13 protein-coding genes are annotated in these 24,556 nt (G+C 46.2%); 4 read left to right on the top strand and 9 right to left on the bottom strand.

Features of this window, described 5'->3' with window-relative positions:
• Nucleotides 1-25: 25 nt before the first annotated feature.
• Complete coding sequence (alaS, locus tag GO493_RS01170; RefSeq protein ID WP_157304233.1) at nt 26-2,641, top strand: alanine--tRNA ligase; 2,616 nt, start codon at nt 26-28, stop codon at nt 2,639-2,641.
• A 131-nt stretch (nt 2,642-2,772) separates the two neighbouring features.
• Nucleotides 2,773-3,786 (top strand): PDZ domain-containing protein, encoded by a 1,014-nt coding sequence (locus tag GO493_RS01175; RefSeq protein WP_157304234.1) that lies wholly within the window; start codon nt 2,773-2,775, stop codon nt 3,784-3,786.
• Nucleotides 3,787-3,820: 34 nt separating this feature from the next.
• Here the strand turns inward: GO493_RS01175 and GO493_RS01180 are convergent, their stop codons facing one another.
• Nucleotides 3,821-5,191, bottom strand: a complete 1,371-nt coding sequence (locus GO493_RS01180; protein WP_157304235.1) for an aldehyde dehydrogenase — start codon at nt 5,189-5,191, stop codon at nt 3,821-3,823.
• 280 nt (nt 5,192-5,471) lie between these two features.
• On the opposite strand from GO493_RS01180, the gene gatB reads away from it, so the two are divergent.
• Entirely contained in the window at nt 5,472-6,926 is a 1,455-nt protein-coding gene (gatB, locus tag GO493_RS01185) for an Asp-tRNA(Asn)/Glu-tRNA(Gln) amidotransferase subunit GatB (protein WP_157304236.1), read from the top strand.
• Nucleotides 6,927-6,938: 12 nt separating this feature from the next.
• Nucleotides 6,939-8,099: a TlpA disulfide reductase family protein gene (locus tag GO493_RS01190; protein ID WP_157304237.1), complete on the top strand. Its 1,161-nt coding sequence runs from the start codon at nt 6,939-6,941 to the stop codon at nt 8,097-8,099.
• A gap of 69 nt (nt 8,100-8,168) precedes the next feature.
• On the opposite strand, the gene GO493_RS01195 is transcribed toward GO493_RS01190, so the two are convergent.
• The 8 genes from GO493_RS01195 to GO493_RS01230 all read right to left on the bottom strand — a co-directional run bounded on the left by GO493_RS01195 (nt 8,169) and on the right by GO493_RS01230 (nt 24,428).
• Entirely contained in the window at nt 8,169-8,684 is a 516-nt protein-coding gene (locus tag GO493_RS01195) for a hypothetical protein (protein ID WP_157304238.1), read from the bottom strand.
• A 32-nt stretch (nt 8,685-8,716) separates the two neighbouring features.
• Complete coding sequence (locus GO493_RS01200; protein WP_157304239.1) at nt 8,717-10,189, bottom strand: SusD/RagB family nutrient-binding outer membrane lipoprotein; 1,473 nt, start codon at nt 10,187-10,189, stop codon at nt 8,717-8,719.
• Between the two features lie 18 nt (nt 10,190-10,207).
• Entirely contained in the window at nt 10,208-13,309 is a 3,102-nt protein-coding gene (locus GO493_RS01205) for a SusC/RagA family TonB-linked outer membrane protein (RefSeq protein WP_157304240.1), read from the bottom strand.
• A 524-nt stretch (nt 13,310-13,833) separates the two neighbouring features.
• Complete coding sequence (locus tag GO493_RS01210) at nt 13,834-15,273, bottom strand: RagB/SusD family nutrient uptake outer membrane protein (RefSeq protein WP_198315422.1); 1,440 nt, start codon at nt 15,271-15,273, stop codon at nt 13,834-13,836.
• A 4-nt stretch (nt 15,274-15,277) separates the two neighbouring features.
• Nucleotides 15,278-18,265: a SusC/RagA family TonB-linked outer membrane protein gene (locus GO493_RS01215; protein WP_198315424.1), complete on the bottom strand. Its 2,988-nt coding sequence runs from the start codon at nt 18,263-18,265 to the stop codon at nt 15,278-15,280.
• 302 nt (nt 18,266-18,567) lie between these two features.
• Nucleotides 18,568-20,016, bottom strand: coding sequence for a SusD/RagB family nutrient-binding outer membrane lipoprotein (locus GO493_RS01220; protein WP_157304241.1), 1,449 nt, complete (start codon nt 20,014-20,016; stop codon nt 18,568-18,570).
• 20 nt (nt 20,017-20,036) lie between these two features.
• Entirely contained in the window at nt 20,037-23,249 is a 3,213-nt protein-coding gene (locus tag GO493_RS01225) for a SusC/RagA family TonB-linked outer membrane protein (protein WP_157304242.1), read from the bottom strand.
• A gap of 501 nt (nt 23,250-23,750) precedes the next feature.
• Complete coding sequence (locus GO493_RS01230) at nt 23,751-24,428, bottom strand: LuxR C-terminal-related transcriptional regulator (protein WP_157304243.1); 678 nt, start codon at nt 24,426-24,428, stop codon at nt 23,751-23,753.
• Nucleotides 24,429-24,556: the final 128 nt, after the last annotated feature.

The raw sequence follows: 24,556 nt of genomic DNA on the forward strand, positions 1-24,556 counted from the left end.
TACATACCAATTATTTCAAATATTTATGACCGCTCCCGAGATCCGACAGCAATTCCTGGACTTTTTTGTGTCCAAAGGCCATCACATAGTGCCTTCGTCTCCCATCGTAGTAAAGAACGACCCTACCCTGTTGTTTACCAACGCAGGTATGAACCAGTTTAAAGACTACTTCCTGGGCAACAGGGCGCCGGCCTGGAAAAGAGTGGCGGATACACAGAAATGCCTCCGTGTAAGCGGAAAACACAATGACCTGGAAGAAGTAGGTATAGACACCTATCATCATACCATGTTTGAAATGCTGGGCAACTGGAGCTTTGGCGACTATTTCAAGAAAGAAGCAATAGACTGGAGCTGGGAACTGCTCACAGAAGTATATAAACTCCCGAAAGACAGACTTTATGTAACTGTCTTTGAAGGAGATGCAAAGGAAAACCTGGAAAAAGACCAGGAGGCTTTCGATTTCTGGAAACAACACGTTCCGGAAGACCGTATCCTTATGGGTAATAAAAAGGATAACTTCTGGGAAATGGGAGATACCGGCCCCTGCGGCCCCTGCTCCGAGATCCATGTTGACTGCCGCCCTGATGAAGAAAGAGCAAAAGTAGACGGGAAAACCCTCGTAAATGCAGATAATCCTCAGGTAATAGAGATCTGGAACAACGTATTCATGCAGTTCAACCGCCTGAAAGACCGCAGCCTGGAATCTCTGCCGGCCAAACACGTGGACACAGGTATGGGCTTTGAACGCCTGGTACGCGTAATACAGGGCAAGTTCTCCAATTACGATACAGACATATTTTCCGGTACCATCCAGCATACCGAACAACTCACCCATCTTAAATATGGTGGTACAGACAACAAACAGGACGTAGCCTTCCGCGTAATTGCAGACCATATCCGCGCTATCTGCTTTACCATTGCCGACGGACAACTGCCCGCCAATACCGGCGCCGGTTACGTTATCCGCCGCATCCTGCGTCGTGCCGTTAGGTATTACTTCTCTTTCCTGGAACAGAAAAAGCCACTGCTGCATGAACTGGTACCCGTACTGGCACAACAGTTTGCCAACGTTTTTCCCGAACTGCAACAGCAGGTGGATTTCGTGAAGAAAGTAGTGTTCGAAGAAGAGAACAACTTCCTCCGCACACTGGACAGCGGTATCCGCAGGATAGAAGACTTTATGGGCAACGCTAAACAGAAATCCATTGACGGCCGCACCGCCTTTGAATTATACGATACCTACGGCTTCCCATATGACCTTACCAGCCTGATAGCTGCAGAAAACAGCTTCAGCGTGGATGAGAAAGGTTTTGAAGCTGCCATGAAAGAGCAGAAAGACCGCTCCCGCGCCGCTACAGAACTGGATATGGGCGACTGGACCATCCTGGACGAGAACCCGGCATCCACTTTTGTAGGATATGAACTGTCTGAAACCCATACCTCCGTTACCAAATACCGTAAGATCAAAGCCAAAGGAAAAGAACAATACCAGCTGGTACTGGCTCAGACACCTTTCTATGCAGAAAGCGGCGGACAGGTAGGAGATACCGGCACACTGTCCTTCAACGGCGAATCTATCACCGTTACTGACACCAAAAAAGAGAACAACCTGATAGTTCACTTTGTGGATAAACTGCCTGCAGATGTTACCACTTCTGTAAAAGCAGAGATCAACAGGAACAACCGTTTAAATACCACCCTGAATCACTCCGCTACCCACCTCCTGCATGCGGCCCTCCGCCAGGTGCTGGGCACACATGTGGCACAGAAAGGCTCCCTGGTCAACCCGGAATACCTGCGCTTTGACTTCTCTCACTTTGCTAAAGTGACTGATGAAGAACTGGCACAGATAGAAGATATTGTAAACGAAAAGATCCGTGCCAACATCCCGGTAGTCATAAAGGAAATGCCGAAAGATGAAGCCATGCAGCTGGGCGCTATGGCCCTCTTCGGTGAAAAATACGGAGACGTGGTGCGGGTAGTGATCATGGACCCCGCCTATTCCGTAGAGCTTTGCGGTGGCACCCATATTGGCGCTACCGGAGAGCTGGGCCTGTTCAAATTCACTTCTGAAGGCGCCGTGGCTGCCGGAGTACGCCGTATAGAAGCGGTTACCGGCGGCAATGCACTGACCTTCGTTAACGAACAGCTCCAGCAGCTGAAAGATATCAAAGCAGCCATCAAAAATGCGAAAGAGCCCGTTAAGGCAATAGAAACCCTTATCCAGGATAAAGCTGCTCTCGAAAAACAACTGGAAGTGCTCGAACAGGAAAAAGTACGCCAACTCTCTGCCAGCCTGTTACAACAGGTAGAACAGGTGAATGGTATCAACTTCCTGGGTAAAGTGGTAGAAGCCGGTAGTGCAGATGCCCTTAAACAGCTTTGCTTTAACCTGAAGAACGAGATCAGTAACCATGTACTGCTCTTTGCGGCCAATATAGCTGGTAAGGCAAATGTGGCGCTGATGATCTCCGATAACCTGGTGGCAGAAAAAGGACTGGAAGCACCTAAAATTATTAAAGAAAAGATAGCTCCGCTGATCAAAGGCGGTGGCGGTGGACAGAAGTCCTTTGCTACTGCCGGCGGACAGGAAGCAGGCCAGTTGCAGCAGGTAATTGCCCAGGTAAAAGGAATGCTATAATCTCACTCTCAAAATAAAGGGTCCCGCTTTTTTGGCGGGACCCTTTATTTTGAACTAAACCCCAACTATCTATTTTAACTTTTCCTTTATTAACCACCCCGCTAAATTTGTTCTTATAAAAGCAATGCTATATGAATAAATTGATCCATTCACTAACCCTTGCCGGCATTACCTGCCTGGCATTTTCAGCTCCTATTTTCGCTCAGGACCAGAAGAATGACAAACTGGGAGAGTATGATGAGATCGTTATTAAAAGGAATAGTAATAAAGACGGGAAAGTGACCATAGAGATCAAGGACGGGAACATTCTGGTAGATGGAGAAAAGATGGATGCCTACAAAGACGGAGATATATCCGTATATCGCCGCCGTATCAGACCTGTAGATGGTAACACATTCAACTTCAACGGTCCCTCTCACCGGGGCCTGCAGTTCTTCAACTATGGCCCGGATAAACAGGACGGCCCCGGCGATCTTGCCATCACTCCGGGCAAAGCCGTATTAGGGGTATTTACTGAGAAAAAAGAAGCCGCCGGCGCCACTATCAGGGATGTGGCCAAAGATAGCCCTGCTGAAAAAGCCGGGCTGAAAACCGGAGACGTGATCACTCGCATTGATGCAGATAAGATAGAAGAACCGCAGGACCTGTTTGAGAAAATAGGTGCTCACGATCCTGGAGATAAAGTAACTGTTACCTACCTGAGAGACAAAAAAGAAAACACCGTTACCGTAACGCTGGATGAAAGAAAAGGCGTTGGTACACTGCAGATCTCTCCCCGTAGTGACCTGGCCCCTGATAACAATTTCTTCAGGTTCAATCCAGGCCTGAGAAGCCCGAGAGGCCAGCGTTTTGGCGCCGAAAGCAACGACGCAAAACTGGGATTGTCAGTACAGGATACTGAAGATGGCAAAGGAGCAGTAGTGCTGGAAGTACTGCCAGGGTCCGCTGCAGAAAAAGCTGGTTTTAAAAAGAATGATATCATCACTGAACTGGCAGGAACTGATGTAAATTCCACCCGCGATGTAGCTGAAACCTACCGCGAGAACAAGGGTAAAAGCGAACTTACTGCAACAGTGACCAGGAACGGACAGAAAAAGACACTCCAGGTAAAAGTGCCGAAGAAATTACATAAAGCAGATTTATAGAAACAGAAAAGGGGGCTTCCTGCCCCCTTTTTAATTATCTCATCATCATTCTCAGTAAACTCAATAACCGGCCGAAAGGAGGATACTTCGTACGCGTATCCACCCAGGTGCCCGACTTCATCATGCCGCGGGGATGGGTAAAAGTCTCAAAACTATACTTCCCGTGATATTGCCCCATACCACTGTATCCCACCCCTCCAAACGGCATCTCCGGGTTGGTAAAATGCACCAGCGTATTGTTAATACATCCGCCGCCAAAACGCAATTTCTTTTGTACAGCTTCCTCTGTCGCGGCTCTTTCAGTGAATACATATACTGACAACGGCGCCGGCTGCCTGTTTATCATTTCCAGGGCCTCTTCCAGCTTATTGAACGTCAATACAGGCAGTACAGGTCCAAAGATCTCCTCCTGCATAACAGGACTATCCCAATCCACACCGTCCATCAGGGTAGGAGCCATGTAACGTTCCTGCTCATTTATTTGCCCGCCATGCAATACATTTCCCTGTTCCAGGTAATTGTTCAGCGTACGGAAACGCTCCCCGCTAATAATACGGCCATAGTCCTTACTCGCTGCCGGTTCTTTCCCGAAAAACTTCACTACTGCTTTTCTCATGGCAGCTACCAGCTCCTCTTTTACCTTACTGTGTACCAGTATATAGTCCGGCGCTACACAGGTTTGCCCGGCATTCCAGTACTTTCCCCACACAATCCGCCTTGCAGCCACTTTGATATTTACCTTATCATCAACTATACAGGGTGATTTTCCTCCCAATTCCAGCGTCACCGGTGTAAGATGCCTTGCCGCCATTTCCATGATCTTCCTGCCTACCCCCGGGCTGCCGGTAAAAAATACATGGTCAAACCTGTACTGCATAGCTTCCGGTATCACAACATGTCCCTCTCCCTGTATAACAGTGATATATGCGGGATCAAAAGTTTCTTTGATCAGTTTTTCTGTTATAGCCGACGTATGGGGCGTCATTTCCGAAGGTTTGAGCACAGCACAGTTACCACCGGCAATAGCGCCTGCCAGCGGGCTCATAAGCAATTGAAAAGGATAATTCCAGGGAGCAATGATCAGCGTGAGCCCCAGCGGAACACGGTATATCCTGCTTTTGCTGGGGTATTGCAGGAAAGGGCTGCTTACCGCCTGCGGCCGCATCCAGCGCTTCAGGTTCTGCTGGAGATAGCTTATCTCTGTATATATCAATCCTGGTTCACTGGCAAATGCTTCTGCAGGATGTTTATGTAAATCCAGCTGTAAAGCGGTCAGTATCTCTTTCTCATACTTTTTTACAGCCCTTCTGAGCGCTTTCAGCTGCTGCTTACGGAATTCATAGGGCAAAGTTTTGCCGGAGGCAAAATAAGATTGCTGGGCTTTATAGATGTTTTCAATGCTCATGGTACCTTGAAGGTACTCATTCAGAAAGAAAGGAAAAAAGGGAGGAAAGAATATAGGTTGAATGGATGCGGAACGAAAATACTAATATTTTGTTAAAATCCAAGAAAGATTTGAGAATAATGTATCGGTTTAGACTTAGAGGCATGTATAAGCCTTCCAAAAAAACCTTAAATATTGGCTTTGAGGAATAGTGACGCCCTCAGGATTCCCCTTTGTACCCTTCATTTTCTATATTTGCGCTATTGAAGGTTTCTGAAGAACATTTATTTTAAAACATTTCATGAGCGCAACCATCGATTTTGATAAGTATGAGGTAGTTATAGGCCTGGAAGTACACGCCCAGCTGCAAACAGAGAGTAAACTATTCTGTGCTGACAGTGCATCTTTCGGAGGCGCTCCCAATACCCATATCAGCCCTATCACCCTGGGCCATCCCGGCACCCTGCCGTTCCTGAACCGTAAAGCGGTAGAATACGCTATCCGTCTGGGGCTTGCCTGCCAGTGCCGGATAGAAAAGGAAAACTACTTTGCCCGCAAAAACTACTTTTATCCGGACCTTCCCAAAGGTTACCAGATATCTCAGCATACTGCCCCCATCTGTAATGGCGGTATTGTAACCATTCCCGTACAGGATGGCGAAAGGCAGATAAAACTGAACCGCATTCACCTGGAAGAAGATGCCGGCAAGTCCATGCACGACCAGGACCCGTCTTTCACCATGGTAGACTATAACCGCGCCGGTGTGCCACTGGTAGAGATCGTTACCGAACCGGACCTTCACAACAGTGAAGAAGTATATTCCTTTCTTACCACTCTGCGCAGGCTGGTACGCTGGCTGAACGTATGTGACGGGAATATGGAGGAAGGCAGCATGCGTTGTGATGCCAACATCTCCATCCGCCTGAAAGGAGAGACCCGGCTGGGCACCAAGGTGGAGGTGAAGAACCTGAACTCTATCCGCAACGTGAAACGCGCCGTGGAAGGTGAAATAAAACGCCAGATCACCCTGGTGGAATCAGGTGGCACCATCGTACAGGAAACCCGCAGCTTTGACGCCGGTAACGGTACGTCATTCTCCCTGCGCTCCAAAGAGGAAGCGAACGATTACCGTTACTTCCCCGAGCCGGACCTGGCTCCTTTTCACCTGACAGATGAGTACCTGGAAACACTGAAACAGTCGCTCCCCGCTCTGCCGGATGAACTGATACACCAGTATGTAAACCAGTATGGCCTGTCAGACTATGACGCCCGCGTCATCTGCGACGATAAAGCCACCGCCGACTACTTTGAACAGGTAGTTAAGCATATCCCCAAACAGAAGGCTATTGCCAACTGGCTGCTGGGCCCCATTAAATCCACCCTCAACGAGCAGGGCACGGATATGACAGGGTTTACCCTGCCTCCGGTTACCCTGGCCGCACTGATACAGCTGGTAGAAGACGGTAAAGTGAACTTCTCCATTGCCTCTTCACGCATTTTCCCGGAACTGCTGCAGCATCCGGAAGAAAGCCCGCTGAACATTGCTACCAGGCTTAACCTCCTGCAGGATAACAACGCAGGTAATATTGCCCCTATCATTGACGAAGTTCTGGCTAAATACCCCGATAAAGTGGCGGAGTTCCGTAAAGGCAAAAAAGGCCTTATGTCCCTCTTTGTCGGAGAAGTGATGAAGCTGTCCAAAGGCAAAGCCGATCCTAAACTTACCAACCAGCTGCTGGCTGAAAAACTAAAATAAAACTCGTAACTGATGAATATAAAGAAACTCGCTTTGCTTGCAGTGGCCGGACTGGCGCTTGCAAGCTGCAATCAACAGACGGAAAAGGGAGATTTTGTCATCAATGCCCATATTGATAACGCCCCCCTGGATTCCATCTACCTGGAAGAGCTGACACTGGATGAAGTAAAGATCGTAGATAGAACAAAGATCAAAGATGCCAGCGGCAAATTCACACTCAAAGGAATGCTGCCGGAACAGGCGCTTTACCGCATACGCTTTGGCGAAAGTGAGAAATTTATTCTCCTTGGGCTCGATGCCGGTACTATGAGCATAGAAGGTGACTTTCACAAACTGGAGAACATCAAGGTCGAAAACTCTGAGGCTACTGTTGAACTGCAACAGCTGTTGAATGAATTCAGTGCAAAACAAACCGAACTGACGGCAGACAGGATGATGCTGGACAGCCTTGCACAGTCCAAACCTTCAGACAGCCTGATGCAGGCTAAGCTGGTTTCTTTCAGGAACAAGCAGGAAGCACTGGATCAATTCTTCATAAAGAAAGCTACTACTACCCAATCTCCTGCGGTAGCAGCTTTTGCTATCAGCTTTGTAGACGCCAATAAACTAGCAGAAGATAAAAAGACACTGGCAGATGTGAAAAAACGCTTCCCTGAAAACACACTTATCACTGCACTCGCCAATAAAGTAACTGAAATGACTACACCGGGCGCCGGTCAGCCTAATATGGAAGAAGATGCCAATCTTACTGCCGTAAAGATCGGACAGGAAGCGCCTGATTTCTCTTTGCCCGATGCTTCAGGAAAAGTAGTTACCCTGAATTCTTTCCGTGGTAAATACGTGCTGGTAGACTTCTGGGCCAGCTGGTGCAAGCCATGCCGCATGGAGAATCCAAATGTAGTAAAGGCATATAATACTTATAAGAACAAAAACTTCACCATCCTCGGAGTATCCCTGGATAAAAAGAAAGAAGCATGGCTGGAAGCTATTAAAGATGATGGCCTTACCTGGAGCCATGTAAGTGATCTGAAGTTCTGGGAATCTGCCGTAGTGCCTTTATATGGCTTAAATTCCATTCCTTCCAATATGTTGCTGGACCCACAAGGAAAGATCCTCGCTGTTGGACTGAGAGGAGAAGCACTGGAAGCAAAACTGAAAGAAGTATTGCAATAATATTTTTTCGGGCTAAATAAAAAAGGAGCAATCATAACGATTGCTCCTTTTTATTTTCGTTGACCCCTTTTAAGATTTTGTGAATCTTATACGGCATTGAACCGGGACGATCTCTGTATTGTCAGACATAGTGAGTTTGAACATAAATGCACGCTCAAGAAAAGCGCCTGTAATAGACGCTGCAGTCACCCGTGCAGAAGCCGGTACTTTTGAATTATACTCGGTAAGAGAAGTCGTCAATGTATAAGTGGTGCCATTCACAGAAACCGGAGCGGTTACATAATTAGGAGCACCCAATGACGCTACATTGATAGCAGTAGTACCTGCTGTAACAGCAGCCACTTCTTTAATTGTTACTGCAGATGAACCGGGTATTTCAAGTGTTATTTTTATTTCGCCGGTACCATTAATATTTACGGTGTAGTAAGGATTGAAACCATAGGTAGTTGCTCCGGTGAATGTTACCGGTATATCCGGCTGATTATCCTTTACCAGGTCGTCCGTAAAATCTTTATCACATGCTGTAAGCCCGAAGGTAAGTACAGCAGCAGCAGCCAGCACTATTTTATTGATAATTTTTTTCATGATTCTTACTTTAATTTGATCAAATACATTTATCAGTTTACATCCCACCATACTTTCACGTTAGGCAGCGGACCATTCTTGAAAGCAGGGTTACGTGCAACCTCCTGGTCAATATACTGTGCTCTTACAGGTCTTGTACCATCAATACCTACAGCATTGTCATGCTCAGGCATTACAGGATACCCGGTTCTTCTCCAGTCATTCCATGCTTCCAGGCCGTTGCCTGTATTAGCAATGTACTTCTGTGTAATGATCTGTTCTACCTGTTGCTCAACAGTTCCTGAAAGGGTTACAACTTCAGGGTGAGCAGTAAAGTAAGCGTCTATTTCCAAAGATGAAAGGCCGGCGTCCTGCATTGAAGCTTTGATACCTTCTGTGTACCATCCCTGTGCAGTGTTGCCCCCCAGGTTAATACCAGGCAGGCTCACAGCAGCTTCAGCCAGGATGAATGCACGCATTGCATTGGTGATCAGTTTTACAGGACCTACACCATTTGCACCGAGCAATGTAGAGCTCCACCTTGACCAGTTAGCAGTTGGTGTGGGTAAGGTACCACGGAAACCATTATCTATTGTTACAAAACTACCGGATGGTTTGGTTACGAATTTATCCAGGCGTGGGTCCCCAAGCGCCTGCAAACGGTTTACGTAACGGGTGCTCACTATCAGATCGTTTGCAAAGCTGCTCACATAAGTGTAGTAGTAAACAGGGCTCTGACTACCGGTGCTGGCGCCAAAGTTAACGCCCAGGGTTTCTGCATTGCTGGTAATGTAAGCGTCCTCACCTTTTGCCAATACTTCATTGATAACACTCGCTGCCAGTGCTGGTTCCTTTTTGCTGATCTGTATCGCCAGTTTCAGCAGCAATGTATTACCTGCTTTTTTCCAGGCGTCTATGTCACCACCGTATACGATATCGTCTGTTTCAGGAGAAGAAGTGGTAACAGTGTCCAGGTCGCGTAAACCTGCACGTACCATGTCAAACAGGCTGGTTACACCTGTTCCGCCTTTATACATCGCCTCCTGGGTTGTCAGCGCAGGCTGAATAACATCCAGGTCGCCCTGCAAAGCTTCTGTGTAAGGCACATCTCCCCAAACATCAGTAGCAATAGCAAAAGTATATGCCATCATGATCTTGCCAATACCGGTATAAGCTTTAGCACCTGTTGCATCAGCAGCATCGATCATTTTCTTGTAAGCTATCAATGCACCGCCATAAATTTCAAAACGCCACTGGTTACCAAAGTCAGCACCATTGGTGTTGTAGATATCATATGTAGCAGGACTGCCGCCAGCACCTGCCTGGTAGTCAATGATAGTACAGGCAAAACGGTTCAGTTCATTTGCATTGGAAAAGGCCGAACCAGATAACCCTGTAGGTAACAACAGCGACGGAGGTACACTGGTAGGGGAGTTCGGTGTATCGTTGATATCAAAAAACTTCTTACAACCCGTAAAGGTGACTGCAAGTAGTAGTAATCCTGTATATATTGAAAGTCTTCTCATCTGTTTCTGTTTTTTCAATTAAAAAGTAACACGCAGATTCGCGCCATAGTTCCTTGTATTCGGAGCACCGTTCAGATCAAGTCCCCTGATATTACCCGCACCCTGGGTGTTAATCTCAGGATCAGCAGGATAATGAGGAGCATAGAAAAACAGGTTATGAGCACTGAGGCCAATGCTGGCAGCTCCAAATGGGGTTCTGCGCAATACAGAAGAAGGCAGTGAATAGTTAAATGCTACTTCTCTTAAACGCCATACAGTTGCATCATAAACAGCACCTTCTGAAGCAAGGCCCCCCAGGGCTCCCCAATAAGACTGTGCACTGATCTGTATGTTGTTCTTGATATACTTTCCATCACCGGTTTGAATAACACCAGGCAGAATTCTTGGTTTGTCACGATCTTTAGCAGTGATCTCAAGGCTACCATTGTTCTTCAGATCTGTCATGCTGAAAGAGTAGATATCGCCACCCTGACGGGTATCGATCAGGAAAGACAGGGAGAAACCTTTATAACGGAAGGTGTTGGTTAAACCAGCCTGCCAGTCAGGGTTAGGATCTGCAATCACTTCACCGGCAATACCAGGTACGAATAAACCTGTAGAAGGATTGATCAGCAACTCTCCTGCGTCGTTACGTGCATTCTTGGTGCCAATGATCACACCATAAGCATGGTTAACAGCAATAGAAGGGTTGATACCAATGAACGCATTACCTTCCAGTGGAGCATTGTCTATACCAGGCGCAATTTCTTTTACATTATTGCGGATACGGGTAAAGTTGGCTGACACGTCCCATTGGAAAGCGCCTATTTTCAGCGGAGTCGCATTTAATACCAGCTCTATACCCTTGTTGGTCATCAGACCCACGTTGGTAGTTCTTGTATCAAAACCGGAAGCATTAGATACTGCCACATCAAAGATCTGTTTTGAGCTCCTTGTATAGAAGTATGTCGCATCCAGGCTTACCCTGTTCTGGAATAAACCAATGTTGAAACCACCCTCGTAAGAAGTCACAAATTCAGGGCTCAGGGCCGGGCTACCAATACGGGTATTGGTCAGGAAGCCTGGAATGCTTGAACCGCCGACACTGATCGGGTACGTGATGCTCGCCAGGTTGTTACCGAATGTAGCGCCAACAAAGTAAGTCTGCAGTCTGTAAGGAGGTGCATCACGACCAACTTTTGCCGCGTTTGCACGCAATTTCAGGTAAGACAGCACATTTGATTCAATATGGAACGCATCTGTGGGCACAAAGCTCAATGCTGCAGAAGGATAGAAGTATTTATTCTTGTCTGACGGCAGTGTGGATGACTGGTCCATCCTTCCTGTCAGTTCCAGGAAGAGATAATTTTTATACCCAAAACTTAACTGGCCGTAATAACCGATCAGTCGCTGTTTCCGGACAGTTTCACCACTCTGGGAGAATATGCTCGCGTTGCTTGGGTTCTCAAAATTTGGAATGGTCAGCTCTTCACCGTACAATGTAACGTTCTGATAATCGCGCTGGTTAATGTTCTGACCCAACAATACATTCAGATCAAGCCCTTCGGTGAACAGATTGCTCTTGTTAGCTTTGATCATCAGGTCACCATTCAGTTCAGAACGGAAGAAGTTGTCACGAACAGTAGCTCCTGTAGGATTTCTTACAGAGCCGATCTCATTATAGAACCTGCGGCGGTCATTATAAACGTCAGCGGTTACACGGTAAGAAACATTCAGCCATTTCATAATGTTATAACCGGCTGTAAAATAACCGAATACGCGATCGGTGCTACCCTGCAGCTTTTCATGCTCAGTGCTCCACAACGGATGGTTCTGTGTCAGATTATAGAAAATACTCTTTCCATTCTCATCCTGGTAAGGCATCCCTGTGAGATCATAACTTCTCGGTATACGGGTCAGCTGACCAAAGGCGCTACCACCATTACCCTGCGGTACGCCGCGCTGTGAACTGCGTACATAAGTTACGGAGGTCATTAACTTAACACCATTGTTCAATGTTTTTACACCGCCTATCTGCACGCTGTTACGATCAAACTTGGATTCAGGAATGATACCATTCTGGAAAGTGCTGGAAAGTGACAGGGAGATGTTGTTCTCTGCAGTACCGGAAGAGAAATTAAGACCATTCTGGATAATGCTTCCTGTCTTAAAGAAATCTTTTACGTTATTAGGATAAGCGCGGTAAGGCACTCTTACACCCTGTACAGTAGTAACAGAATCAATAGTACCAAAAGCCGGACCCCATGAGTTGCTGGAAGTATTGTTGAAGTCATTGTTAGCACCCTGTCCATACTGATTCTGGAACTTAGGTAAACCTGACACATTCTGGAAAGACACAGAAGAAGTAAAGGTTACTTCAGATTTGCCTTTCAACTCTTTACCACTTTTGGTAGTGATCACCAATGCACCGGCAGATGCGCGGGAACCGTATAAAGCCGCAGCAGCAGGGCCTTTCAGCACACTCACTGATTCAATGTTCTCTGGGCTGATATCCGCAAGACGGTTAGCCGGCTGAGAACCGAATAAGGTATTTTCTGTTGCATCAAGGTCATTACTGAATATAATACCATCCACAACTATCAGCGGCTGGTTGCTTCCGGTAAAGGAAGTAATACCACGGATGTTGATGTTGGTGCTGGCGCCGGGAGCGCCACTGGAACCGGTGATGGTCACACCGGCAAGCTTACCGTTCAATGTATTCAATACATTGGGCTCTGAACGCTGTGCCAGTTCATCCCCTTTCACTGACTCGAAAGCATAACCCAGAGAACGTTTATCGCGGGAAATGTTCTGCGCAGTAACGATCACCTCTTCAAGGCTCTTAGGATCTTCTTTCAGTCCAATGTTGTACGTCGTACCGCCGTCCAGGTTCACCTGCTGGGTCTCATACCCCACAAATGAAACAATTAAAGTCCTGGCATTCTGATCTGCTGATAAAGAGAAATTACCACCAGCGCCGGTAACTGTACCTGTTGTGGTGCCTTTTACAATCACCGTCACTCCCGGAATAGGTGAACCATCCTTCGCGTCAGTTACTTTTCCGGAGATCGTTCGTGTTTGGGCAAGCGCGGGCATTACGCTTATGGCCACGAATAGCCATAGTAGTAAAGTTTGTTTCATAAGCGAATTGTTTGATAATTGAAAATCTTGTAACCCTTGGGTTATGCTACATCATATCTGATTGTTGTATTTAATAGATTTATAGGTTATAATCAATGTATACGCTACAGGTACAACTCTTTAAAATTGTGGTATCACTGTTAACAAATTGTTCCCCGTAAGGTTAAAGTAATTATAATAATGCATGATAAAGCACAGAATTCCGATGTAATTCTATCCCCACAAACAATACAGCAAAAACCAAGTTCAATAGTTCCGATCTAAATAGTTTTTCTTTCGCTACAGTATAAAGTTTCCAGTCTCAGTATAGATTTTGTTATTAGAGTTTATTTAGATTTTGGTAAACTTGAATTTCACAAGCATATGCAATATATAAAATTAGACGGAAATTATCCTTCACATTTTTTTAAAAAATGATAGCGTAAATATTGGAAGTGATCTTTCACCGCATTTTTTGATAAAAAAAGAGAGCGTTTAATAACGCTCTCTTAAAATATCAGCTAATAAAATATCAAATTAACATCTTAGTTGTATCCCGGATTCTGATGCCCCTTTAAGGCATCACTAAGATCTATTTCACGCTGGGGAATTGGTAATATTATCCTGTCCGCACCGGCCTTTTTACTGGCATCATCTGCCCTCAGGGATTGTCCCCTCCTCAGCAGGTCCATCCTCCTGTGCCCCTCAAAACACAGTTCCTTACGTCTCTCAGTCAGGATAGCAGAGATAAGCGCGTTCCCGTCAGCAAAGTCAGTGGCCTCCCATGTGTCAAGCCCTGCTCTTGTTCTCAGTGCATTAATAAGATCAATAGATTCCTGGTTCACCCCATTTAAAGCAGCAAGGGCCTCCGCCCTGTTCAGGTACATTTCAGTTACTCTTATTAAAGGTGCATTGTCCTTATAAGTTGTAACGTTCGGAAACTTTGTAGTGAAACGGCGGGTCTCCTGGTTAGCGGCAGTCCCCATATCACTCATGGCAAAACGTTTGTCATTGGTCTCCTGTCCAAAGGCTGTCACCAGGTTGGTAGAAAAAGGACATTCTCCCCGGCCGTTTGCATTTGTAGGACGGTAAACAGAGGCCCAGCTGCCGGCGCCAGGATTATCACTGTCAGTATTCTGGATAGAGAAAACATCTTCTGCCGTATTTCCATCATAGAAAGAATAGTCTGCCGCAAGTTTATAATAGGCTGTAGCGTCCAGTACACTTTTTGCGTATACAGCGGCTTTATCCCATTGTTCCCTGTACAGGTACAGCCTGGATAGCAAAGCATTGGCAGCTCCCTTCGTAGCCCTTCCCCTGGCCAGTGAGGCATCGGTGAAAGTATTGGCAAGATCTGGCAACGCCTCCAGCAGGTCTTTTTCTATCTGTGCATGTATTTCATTTACAGTATTCCTGGAAGGATAAGTAATGGTACCGTCAAATGAAGCCGTTACCAATGGTATGCCTTCATTTGCACCCTGGCTTACCTGGTAAGGCTGTGCAAACAGGTTCACCATCTGGAAATAAAGTATAGCACGCAGGAATTTGGCTTCTGCCACATACATCTTACGGTCCGTATCCGTAAAAGTAGCATCCTGTACACCCGGCACTTTATCTATCACCGCATTGGCGCCCATAATGGCGTCATAGTTGATCCTCCATATCTCACTTACATAAGAATTGCCCGGCATAGTGGTAAACGTGGCAATATCTGCCAGGGTAGTGCTCCCTTTATAATCCACATTATCTGCCATATAATCAGCTATAGCCTGCGGCTGACCACCAAATACCTCCACACGCTGTGTACGGCTGTAAACGCCATATAAAGCGCTTAAAGATGTAGCGCCGGAAGTAAATACCAGGTCAGTAGGAATAGCCTGCTCCGGGTCCACGTCCAGCTGCTTGCTGCAGGAGAACATTCCCATACAGGCCACGGTCAGCATCCATTTCCCTATTGTATATCGGCTCATTGTTGTTGCTTTCATTGTTTTAGAATACCAGGTTTACACCTACAGTAATTGTTTTAGGCTGCGGTAAAGAGAAGAAAGATTCCCCCACTGCCTGCCCGTTGGTACCATACTGGGAGATCTCCGGATCTGCTCCGCGGAATCCTTTTTTAGTAACTGTCCACAGGTTCTGCGCCAGCGCATATATCCTGGCATTGCTCAACGCATGTGTACGTCCCAGCAAACCTGCCGGAATATTATAACCCAGTGTCAGCGTCTTCAGACGAAGGAAAGAACCATCAAACAGCTGAGCGGTAGACAAACGGGCAAAACTGTTGGTACTCTTCCAGGAAGCACTGGTAGCGGCAGGAGCAAAAGCATGGTCACCGCTTTCCTTCCAGTAGTTCAGCATGTCCTTACTCAGGTTATATCCCATTCTCACATTATCCAGGTAAGTGAATTCCGTCAGCATAACCTTATTTCCATAAGAGAAATAGAAATTAACCCCCAGGTCAAAGTTCTTATAGCGTACAGTGTTGTTAAATCCCCCGGTAAATTTCGGCATGGCATTGCCTGCTATTACCTGGTCATTGCTGGTAGGGCTGGTAGTGGCCTTCCCATCTTTGGTATACCATTCAGGATCGCCCGTTTCCGGATTGATACCTTTGTACCTTACCAGGTAAAAAGAGTTCAGAGCATATCCCTGTATAGCACGCTGGCCATTATACGTCCCTATAATAAAATTCCGGCCTTCTTCATCTTTGGTATCGCCGGGAAGGGTGATCACTTTATTCTTCACAAATCCCATGTTCAGTGAAGCGCTCCATTCCAGGTCTTTCTGCCGCACAGGAATAGCTGTCAGCTGCAGGTCTACACCGGTATTACGCATCCGGCCGGCATTCTTCGTACCATAGCCAAAACCTGTAGTGGAAGGGAAAGCCACATATAGTAAAAGGTCTTTGGAATCTTTATTGTAATAGTCTACCGCCAGCTGTATACGGTTATTCAGCACATTAGCCGTAACACCGATGTCCAGCTGCCCCGATTTCTCCCATCCCAGGTTCTTACTGGGCGCCTGTGTGGGCCTGAGCCCCGGCTGACCGGCATAATTAGCGTCCGTACCGGCAGTATATAGTCCCAGGTAATCATAATAGCCTATCCGGTCATTACCTGTTACACCATAGCTGGCAGTCAGTTTCAGGTAATCAATGAAACGGATATCCTTCATGAACTGCTCCTGTGACACTATCCATCCCCCCGATACAGCCCAGAGGTTACCATACTTTTTATCTCCGCCAAAACGGGAAGAGCCATCCCTTCGCAACGTACCTTCTGCAAGGTATTTGTCTTTATAGTTGTAATGCGCACGGAAAATATAAGATTCAATTGCCCAGTCCTTACCAGTAGCTGAAGTAGTTAGCGGAGTGGAAGCAGAGCCTACATTCGGCAGCTGATCGCTGGTAAAGCCACTGCCGCTCACTTTAATATCATCATACCTGGACGTTTCATAACTATGTGCAGCCAGTAACGTTATAGTGTGCGCATCTGCAAAACGCTTCTCATAATTCAGGCTGTTGGTATTGAGCCATTTATTATCCTGCCAGATAGTACGTCCGGCAGAACCACCGGTAGTAAGTTTAGATGATCTGCGATAACGCTCTTCTGTCTCCAGTTGATCAATGCCCCAGTCGCTCTTAACCCAGAGCTCGTCTGTAATGTTGATCTTCGCATATGCATTACCGGTACTACGCCTTGTATAATATTTATTAGTGCTTAATGCAATATTAGCAAGCACATTACCTGATGGATTATAATACTGCCCGGTCTCTGTATAGGCTGGCGTAAAAGGCGTATTCAGGAAACCACCTGTATAGGGAGCCAGTGTATTACCTTCCAGGTAGATCCTGTCCATATTCGTATAAGCCATGCTGAAATTAACCCCAAACTGCACACGCTTGCTGACGCTATGTTCCAGGTTAATCCTTCCCGACAGTTTTTTCAGGTTATTGCCTATCACAAAATTCTCGTTATCCTGGTAATTGCCACCGGCATAAAAACGCGTTTTCTCATTTCCCCCGCTGGCAGAAAGTGCATAGTTGTTCACTTTACCAGTCCTTGTTACTGCGGCAGGCCAGTCAAATCCTTTCTCAGGGAAATCAACCGGTGTTTTACCGGTTGCAGTAGTAACATAGGTATTGTAAAAAGTGCGGTATTCTTCCGCATTCATAACCTCCAGTTTATTGGTAGGCTTTATCCAGCCGGTATAATAGTCCAGCTGTACTCTGGTCTTTCCTCTTACTGATCCCTTCTTTGTTTCTATCAGTATCACACCGTTAGAGCCCCTTGAGCCGTATACAGCTGCTGCTGCCGCATCCTTCAATACAGAGATAGAAGCAATATCTTCCGGGTTTATTTCCAGCAGCGGGTTCAATGCAGCTCCACCACTATAGGCTGTATTATAGGTACCGTCATTCAGGGGCACTCCGTCTATTACAAATAACGGCTGACCACCGGCATTAATAGATGCCGCACCTCTTATACGAACAAGGGATGCATTGCCCAGTAAACCGGAAGAATTGGTCATCTGTACACCAGCTGCCTGCCCCTGCAAAAGCTGTTGAGGAGAAACGGCAGGCATGTTCTTAAAGTTGTCCGGCCGGAGCACTGATACCGCTTCCGTTGTCAGGCGACGGGATTGCTCACCATAACCTACAACCACTACTTCAGACAATTTTGACGGGTCGGCCTGTAAACGTATATCCAATCGGGTTACTTCCCGGGTAGCCTTTATTTCCTTGCTCATATAGCCTATCATAGAGAACTGCAGCTCCGGCGTACCGGTCACACTAATAGAAAAGGCCCCGTCCGTACCACTGGCCAGGCGGTAAGCAGAGCCCTTAATACGGATAGTCACGCCTTGCAATGGAGCGCCGCTGCTATCGGCAGATACAGTACCGGTAATGGTCCTTGTCTGTGCCATAATTGATGCTGAAATCAATGACAACAGATACAGGATGAAACTTTTCTTCATCTACAGAAATTTACGTTTTACGCTGGTTGCGGGTATTCTGACAAAAACAAATAATACATTACGTTACACTGTCTCTCATGGTATCCCTGATATTGATACCTATACTATATAGTCCCCCGTGTCTCTTATAATTTTAATAGAGTCGCTGATAGAAAAATGCAGGCACAAGATATAAAATTTATTATGAAGATATAAGTAAGATCAATTTGAACCGGGCTGTATTTTAAAGAATTGGAGCATTTCTCAAAAAAAAACGCTTTAGCCAAAAGACTAAAGCGTTTTTCACTTACTTATAGCTAATACTATTTAGCATCCCACCAGACTTTGTCTGTAATAACTTTAGCTCCCGGGAAGTTAGGGTTCCTGGTAAGCTCTGTATTAGGATACAGCATTCTTACAGGAAACACCCCATCACCGAGGTCAGAAGCCTGAGAAGTAACAAAGAAATCAGGATAACCTGTGCGGCGCCATTCAGACCATGCTTCAAAGCCCTGGTTACCGCACATAGCAAAGTATTTCTGTGTGATGATAGCTTTAACCTGTCCGTCTTTATCAGCCGGGAATTCAGCTACCCTGTCAGTAACATAAGATCCCTGATCAACTTTATAGGAAGCAAAGCTGGCTGCAATACCCTGCTGGTACAACGCTTTCGCGTCGCCGGTCAGCCAGCCACGGGATACAGCTTCAGCCTGCAGGAAATAGCTCTCAGCTGCAGAGATGAACTTAACAGGAGCCAGTGCGGAAGCTGCCTGTCGTGGAGCAGCGCCTACAGCAGTTCCCGGAAGGGACACAGAATACTCCGGCTGGGTGTTGTAGCTACCCTGCGGGATAGGCACCACTTTATCAGTATCTGCCGCTATCTGGTAGAAGGTGGTCAACCGGGGGTCGTTCAGGGAGATCATCTGGGAAACGTTAGTTTCGCTGGCCACCAGGTTCTCGGTAAGCCCCAGACCCAGCATTTCAGAATACAGCGGGTTAGTGTTACCACCCTGCTTGGTATAGTTGATCTGTGCATCTTCAGTCAGGAAAACTGCTCCCTGTAAAGAAGCAATACCAGCAGCTGCTTCAGTTGGAGCTACCTCAGAAAGACGCATATAGGCACGCAGCTTCAGGGTATTGGCAAACGCTCTCCACTTAACTAATCTACCTCTGAATATCAGGTCCTCATCGCCGGGAGCAAATTCAGATTCTTCATCTAACATAGCCAGGCCCTGGTCTATCAGGCTGAAAATGGTATCATATGCCTCTTTCTGCGAATCATAATGAGGAGTGAGAATACCCTCATCGCCTTTCGCCGCTTCTTTCACAGGAATATCACCGAATGCATCGGTTACCAGCTGGAAATCATATGCTTTCAGGATCAGGCCAATAGCTGCGTATTGCTTGTATTTGGGAACACGGCGCCCCTGCCCGATCACCACATCCAGGTCCTTCATACCGTCTGCCAGCAGGAACTGCCAGGGGCGGTCAAAGCTGGATGCCTGTACATTGTACTGGTCCACAATTTTATATTGGGAAGAAGTAGGAGCCTGTGTCCAGTACTGGCTCCATATGCTGCCATAGATCTGGAACTGGTTGCCCAGCACATAACCAATAGCCCCCTGCGCTGAAGGCAGCAACAGGTTGGCTTCCACACTATCAGAATTATTCGGATTCACGTTCGTATCCAGGAAATTGGAACATCCTGTCAATGAAAGAGACAGCACTGCCAGGAAACCTGCGGCTGATTTGATGATATGTTGCTTTGTCATTATTCTCTTTTTTTAAAACCTTAGAATGTCACCCTTACATTGAAACCAAAGTTGCGGAGAGATGGCTGTGCAGTGAAGTCAAAGCCCTGCTCATTACCGGCGCCGCCTGAGTTTACTTCAGGGTCAGCATATCTGTTCTCTTTTGCAGTCCACAATGCCAGGTTGTTACCAAACACCCCCACACTCAGACCTCCAAACGGAGTCCTGTTCAGCAGATGCTGAGGTAAACGGTAACTCAGGCTGGCCTCACGCAGTCTGATATAAGATGCGTCCACTATGTGCTGTCCGGATGGGATCACACTTGGGAACCAGTTCTGCTTATCATATGTGACGCTTGTATTAGGCACCAGTTTGCCGGTACCATCATCCACCACTGAATTTTCCCATACAGTATTCTCACGTCCGCCAACAGCAGTTTCATAGGCAGCACCGGTGAAGTCCAGGATGTCTTTGGTACGTGAGAAGAATTTATTGCCCTGTTTGGTATCGAACAGGATGCTGAAACTGAAGTTCTTGTAAGAAGCGTTAGCACCCCATGAAGCCTGGTATTTAGGATTATAGGAACCCAGGTAAACCGCACCACTGGTAAGCAAAGGCATACCCGTATTGCTGCTCACTATTACACGGCCCTGGTCATCACGCTGAATATCCTGTGCATAGAAAGTACCATAAGGTTTTCCCTTTGCAGCTACAATGCTCATACCGCTTAAACCACCAATTACAACCTGGTCAGCACCGGTAATATCCAGCACCTTGTTGGTATTTTTGGTATAAGTACCAAACAGCTCCAGGGTAAAGCCGGAAGCAGTACGCAGCGGTGTACCCCTCAGGCTCAGTTCCACACCTTTGTTCTCAACAACACCAGTGTTCAATGTTTTCTGGGTAAAACCGGAAGAAGGAGGCAAAGGCACTTTCAGTATCTGATCTTTGGATCTGTTGCTGTAGTAAGAGAAATCAACAGACAGCCTGTTATCCAGGAAATTCAGTTCAGTACCTACTTCAAATGCAGTAGTGATCTCCGGTTTCAGGTTAGGATTGCCTATCAGGTCGCCCAGGGTAAAGCCGTTCACACCATCTAAAGGGAAAGTGGTATTACCAAAACCAAGCCTGTCTATCATTGCTTTCTGGTAGTAAGTACGCAGCAGATAAGGATCCGCGTCGTTACCTACCTGTGCCCAGCTGGCGCGTACTTTACCGTAGTTCAGTATCTCTGCCAGTTTGGTATCTTTAGTCAGTTCGGTGAATACAAATGCACCATTCACACTCGGATAGAAGAATGATCTGTTCTGCACAGGAAGAGTGGAAGACCAGTCATTCCTTGCAGTAGCACCCAGATAGATCATGTTCTTATAAGACACGTTCAATTCACCATACAAACCTATCAGACGGCGTTTGGTCACTTCATCAAAAGTAACCAGCGGACCATTACTGTTATCTGCATTGTACAGACCTGGTACTACCAGACCTGCAGGGTTGGTCTGCATTTCAGTGGTGTTGAATATACGCTGGCGGATGTTGTGACCTACCATCAGTGAAGTATTGAAATCACCGAAAGTCTTTTTAGCAGTCACCATCAGGTCATGAGTAACTTCACTCAGGTTGTACTGGTCTTTAGAATACATACCCAGGGAAGTCTGGTTCTGGGAACCTGGTTTGTAATACCTTTTAATATCGTCTGCAGGCAACAGATCAAACTTGGGATATTTATAGGTACGACGGTCAGAATAAACGTCAGCGCCTACCCTTTCAACTACATCTAACCATGCCAGTGGCTTATAGTTCAGGGTGAAGTTACCCGTAATCCTGTCCACATCATTCAGGTTCTTGTAGTTCTTCAGGATATAGTAAGGGCTCTTCGTATAAGCGCCATAGTAACCATAAGTAGGATTACCATTTTCATCAAAAGTATTACCGAAGCTGTTATAAGGATTGCTCAGGTCACCCATTTTATCAACAGGAATATCACGCGGGGTCTGCAATACGTTGTCAAATACAGATGCATCACCCTGACCACCCTGGATCATCTGGCTGTTTATCTTATTATAGTTAAATGAAACAGAGGTAGAGATCTTGTTGTTCAGCTGAGCAGTACCATTAAAGCGAATACCGTATTTGTTATACTTATCGTAATCGCCTGGCATTACTCCATCAGAGTTCAGACTGTTGAGAGACAGGTAGTAAGTGGTCTTTTCTCCTGCACCTGACAGAGACAGGTTACTGTTGATAGCCTTACCCAGTTCAAAGAAATCCTTCACATTGTTTTTGGCGGCAGAGTAAGCTTTCTTCTGTCTTACACCGTTAATAGACTGTCCCCATTCTCTTTCCACACCATCAAATTCAGGTCCCCAGCTCCAGTTTTCACGAGGGTCTATAACTGCCATATCATATCCCTGACCATATCTGTTCTGGAATTCCGGCAGCTTGGCAATGTTGGAGAAAGTAACACCTGTGTTGAAAGTAACTTCATTCTTCTTGTTGGCGCCTGCTTTCTTACCACTCTTCGTCGTGATGATCAACGCACCGTTGGAAGCACGTGAACCATACAACGCAGCGGCAGCGGGGCCTTTCAGCACAGTAACAGATTCGATGTCCTCCGGGTTGATATCATTACCTCGGTTACCGAAGTCTACAGTGCTGCGGCTGTCTCCACCACCAATGATGCTGGAGTTATCGATAGGCACACCATCAATTACCATCAGCGCCTGGTTGTTACCGGCAATAGAAGAACCCCCTCTGAGCACTATCCTCGAAGAACTTCCCGGAGCATTGGCACTGGTAGAAATGTTCACACCGGCCACTTTACCTGCCAGCGCATTCAGCGGACTGGTGCTTTGTCCTTTTGTGAGTTCATCATTCTTTAAAGTGGGAGCTGCATAACCAAGAGAGCTTTTATCTCTTCGTATAGCATTTGCCGTTACAACTGTTTCTGTAAGCTTGGTTACATCAGGATAGAGTACCACGTTTGCTTTTGTACCGGTGGCCTTCAATTCCTGGTCCTTCATCCCTACAAACTTAACAACCAGTACACCAGCGCCTTCAGGTACCTGGATGGTGTAAACGCCATCTGTATTGGTTACGGTACCTACACTAGTGCCTTTTACAATAACTGTAGCGCCAATTACCGGCTGACCATCATCACCGGAAGTAACCTTCCCCGTGATGGTACGGTTTTGCGCAACCACCTGTCCGACAAGCAATAGGGCGGACAGGAGGAAAAATAAACTTTTCCTCATAAGCATGTTTTGTTTCCGTTTTTTAAAATATATGAATAGAAAAAACCCTCCGGAACCGACCACTGATCCCGAAAATCTTTGTTTACGCTACATTAGTAAACACAAATAATTTCGCTGATAAACCCCCTGGTTTAATTTTTAGTTTCCGTTGATAAATAATAATAAACTAACAATACATTACCTTGAATAGTACAGGTGGGTTAAGAGTTGGCATCGCCTCTCATAAGCATTCCCCTTGATCTTGTTGTTTAACTTAACTTTAACGTTCAAAGTTAGATTATTAACATTTATTTCTGAAATAAATACCCGAAAAATATGTTCTGGATCATTCCTTTAACTATGCATTAACATAACATGGAAAATTTTATTTCTTAAATTCTACATACATTTTATCAATAAAAGGCAGGCGGCAAGAGTGCCACCTGCGCGCTCATCAACCAAAATCTAAATCCGGGTTACCAGATTTAAATAAAAACTTATTCTCTGCATAAAAAGACCCTGTCAGGAAAGACTTAATGGCTGTTCCTTCAGCAACTCAAGCAAGGTTTCATAAATGTCCTCGTTCCTGTTATTATACCGGAACTCACACTCTTTCAAATGCAGATATACCGTACTACGGTTTAATCCTTTGAACTTGGCCAGACGATGTTTTGTCAGGCCCCAGAAAGCATCCACGTCATCAGCAACCGCTATGGCACCGTCGTTCTCCAGGTTGTACAGCCTGTACTGACCAAGATCTGCTACATTACTGAAACGTCGGATCCTTTCCGCTACGTTCTGCGTTTCCAGTACAGAACGGTTACTGCGTATCACAGAATGGATCATAGACCTGCTTACATCAGGCAGTATCTCAGTATGCAACCTGTCAAAAGACCGGTATATACCAAAGACCACCGGCCGGATATTACGGCCTGCATCCGTTTTAACTGCAGTTTCTTCTGTAGAATGGTGAACATTACGCACGGCCTGAGAACGATGACCGCTCTCTAAAGGTTGCAATGCTTCGCAATGACGGGCTATCTGCTGGCGGATCTTTTTGAGATAGCTGTTAACGGTCACGCGGCTTACTCCGCTGATGTTGGCAATCTGAGTGGCAGTGAGATCCTCGGCAAATAGCCGCAGTATCTCCTTAAATTTACGCTCAGACAAATGAGCGCCCTTTAAGTACTTGTTTTTCATGAACTAAAAGAGGTTAGAATGGCATGATAAACCTCATACTTTTTAGTGGGTATTAAACATCCTTTTATACAAACGGCTAAATGGGGTGGATGAATGTAGCCCACTAGATTATTTGGAGAGTAACGAAA

It is taken from the genome of Chitinophaga tropicalis (assembly GCF_009758205.1).
Lineage (GTDB): Bacteria > Bacteroidota > Bacteroidia > Chitinophagales > Chitinophagaceae > Chitinophaga > Chitinophaga tropicalis.

Bases quoted from the DNA above. Each gene is read 5' to 3' on its own strand.
- GO493_RS01210 (WP_198315422.1), bottom strand. From the start codon at position 15,273: ATGAAAGCAACAACAATGAGCCGATATACAATAGGGAAATGGATGCTG.
- GO493_RS01220 (WP_157304241.1), bottom strand. From the start codon at position 20,016: ATGACAAAGCAACATATCATCAAATCAGCCGCAGGTTTCCTGGCAGTG.
- GO493_RS01175 (WP_157304234.1), top strand. From the start codon at position 2,773: ATGAATAAATTGATCCATTCACTAACCCTTGCCGGCATTACCTGCCTG.
- GO493_RS01200 (WP_157304239.1), bottom strand. From the start codon at position 10,189: ATGAGAAGACTTTCAATATATACAGGATTACTACTACTTGCAGTCACC.
- GO493_RS01215 (WP_198315424.1), bottom strand. From the start codon at position 18,265: ATGAAGAAAAGTTTCATCCTGTATCTGTTGTCATTGATTTCAGCATCA.
- GO493_RS01180 (WP_157304235.1), bottom strand. From the start codon at position 5,191: ATGAGCATTGAAAACATCTATAAAGCCCAGCAATCTTATTTTGCCTCC.
- alaS (WP_157304233.1), top strand. From the start codon at position 26: ATGACCGCTCCCGAGATCCGACAGCAATTCCTGGACTTTTTTGTGTCC.
- gatB (WP_157304236.1), top strand. From the start codon at position 5,472: ATGAGCGCAACCATCGATTTTGATAAGTATGAGGTAGTTATAGGCCTG.
- GO493_RS01205 (WP_157304240.1), bottom strand. From the start codon at position 13,309: ATGAAACAAACTTTACTACTATGGCTATTCGTGGCCATAAGCGTAATG.
- GO493_RS01225 (WP_157304242.1), bottom strand. From the start codon at position 23,249: ATGAGGAAAAGTTTATTTTTCCTCCTGTCCGCCCTATTGCTTGTCGGA.
- GO493_RS01195 (WP_157304238.1), bottom strand. From the start codon at position 8,684: ATGAAAAAAATTATCAATAAAATAGTGCTGGCTGCTGCTGCTGTACTT.
- GO493_RS01230 (WP_157304243.1), bottom strand. From the start codon at position 24,428: ATGAAAAACAAGTACTTAAAGGGCGCTCATTTGTCTGAGCGTAAATTT.
- GO493_RS01190 (WP_157304237.1), top strand. From the start codon at position 6,939: ATGAATATAAAGAAACTCGCTTTGCTTGCAGTGGCCGGACTGGCGCTT.